The sequence below is a fragment of the Bacillus sp. SIMBA_074 genome (assembly GCF_046534555.1).
In the GTDB taxonomy this organism is placed as follows: Bacteria; Bacillota; Bacilli; order Bacillales; family Bacillaceae_G; genus Bacillus_A; species Bacillus_A mycoides.
The window spans coordinates 1-241 of the sequence record NZ_JAWRYM010001123.1 but is presented as its reverse complement, the minus strand read 5'-3'; the positions used below and the strand labels follow the sequence as shown (position 1 = coordinate 241).

Below are 241 nucleotides of genomic sequence, written 5' to 3'. Positions count from 1 at the left end.
CCAGGATGCCGCGATCGACGCCTCTCGCAACTACGGCGTCTGGAATGGGGACGGCGAACAGGTCGCCTACGCCCGCGTCGTGACGGATGCCGTGACCTTCGCCTGGCTGTGCGATGTCTTCGTCGACGAGAGCGCTCGAGGCAGCGGCGTCGGCAAGATGCTCGTCGAGGGCGTCATCGCCGATCTGCAGCCGCTGCCGGTGAAGCGCATTCTCCTGGCCACAGCCGACGCGCACGGACTC

1 protein-coding gene is annotated in these 241 nt (G+C 67.6%); it reads left to right on the top strand.

Annotation, left to right across the window (positions count from 1 at the left end; translation table 11 throughout):
* On the top strand, positions 1-241 hold a 241-nt coding region (locus SB773_RS34235), incomplete at both ends, for a GNAT family N-acetyltransferase (RefSeq protein ID WP_410594965.1).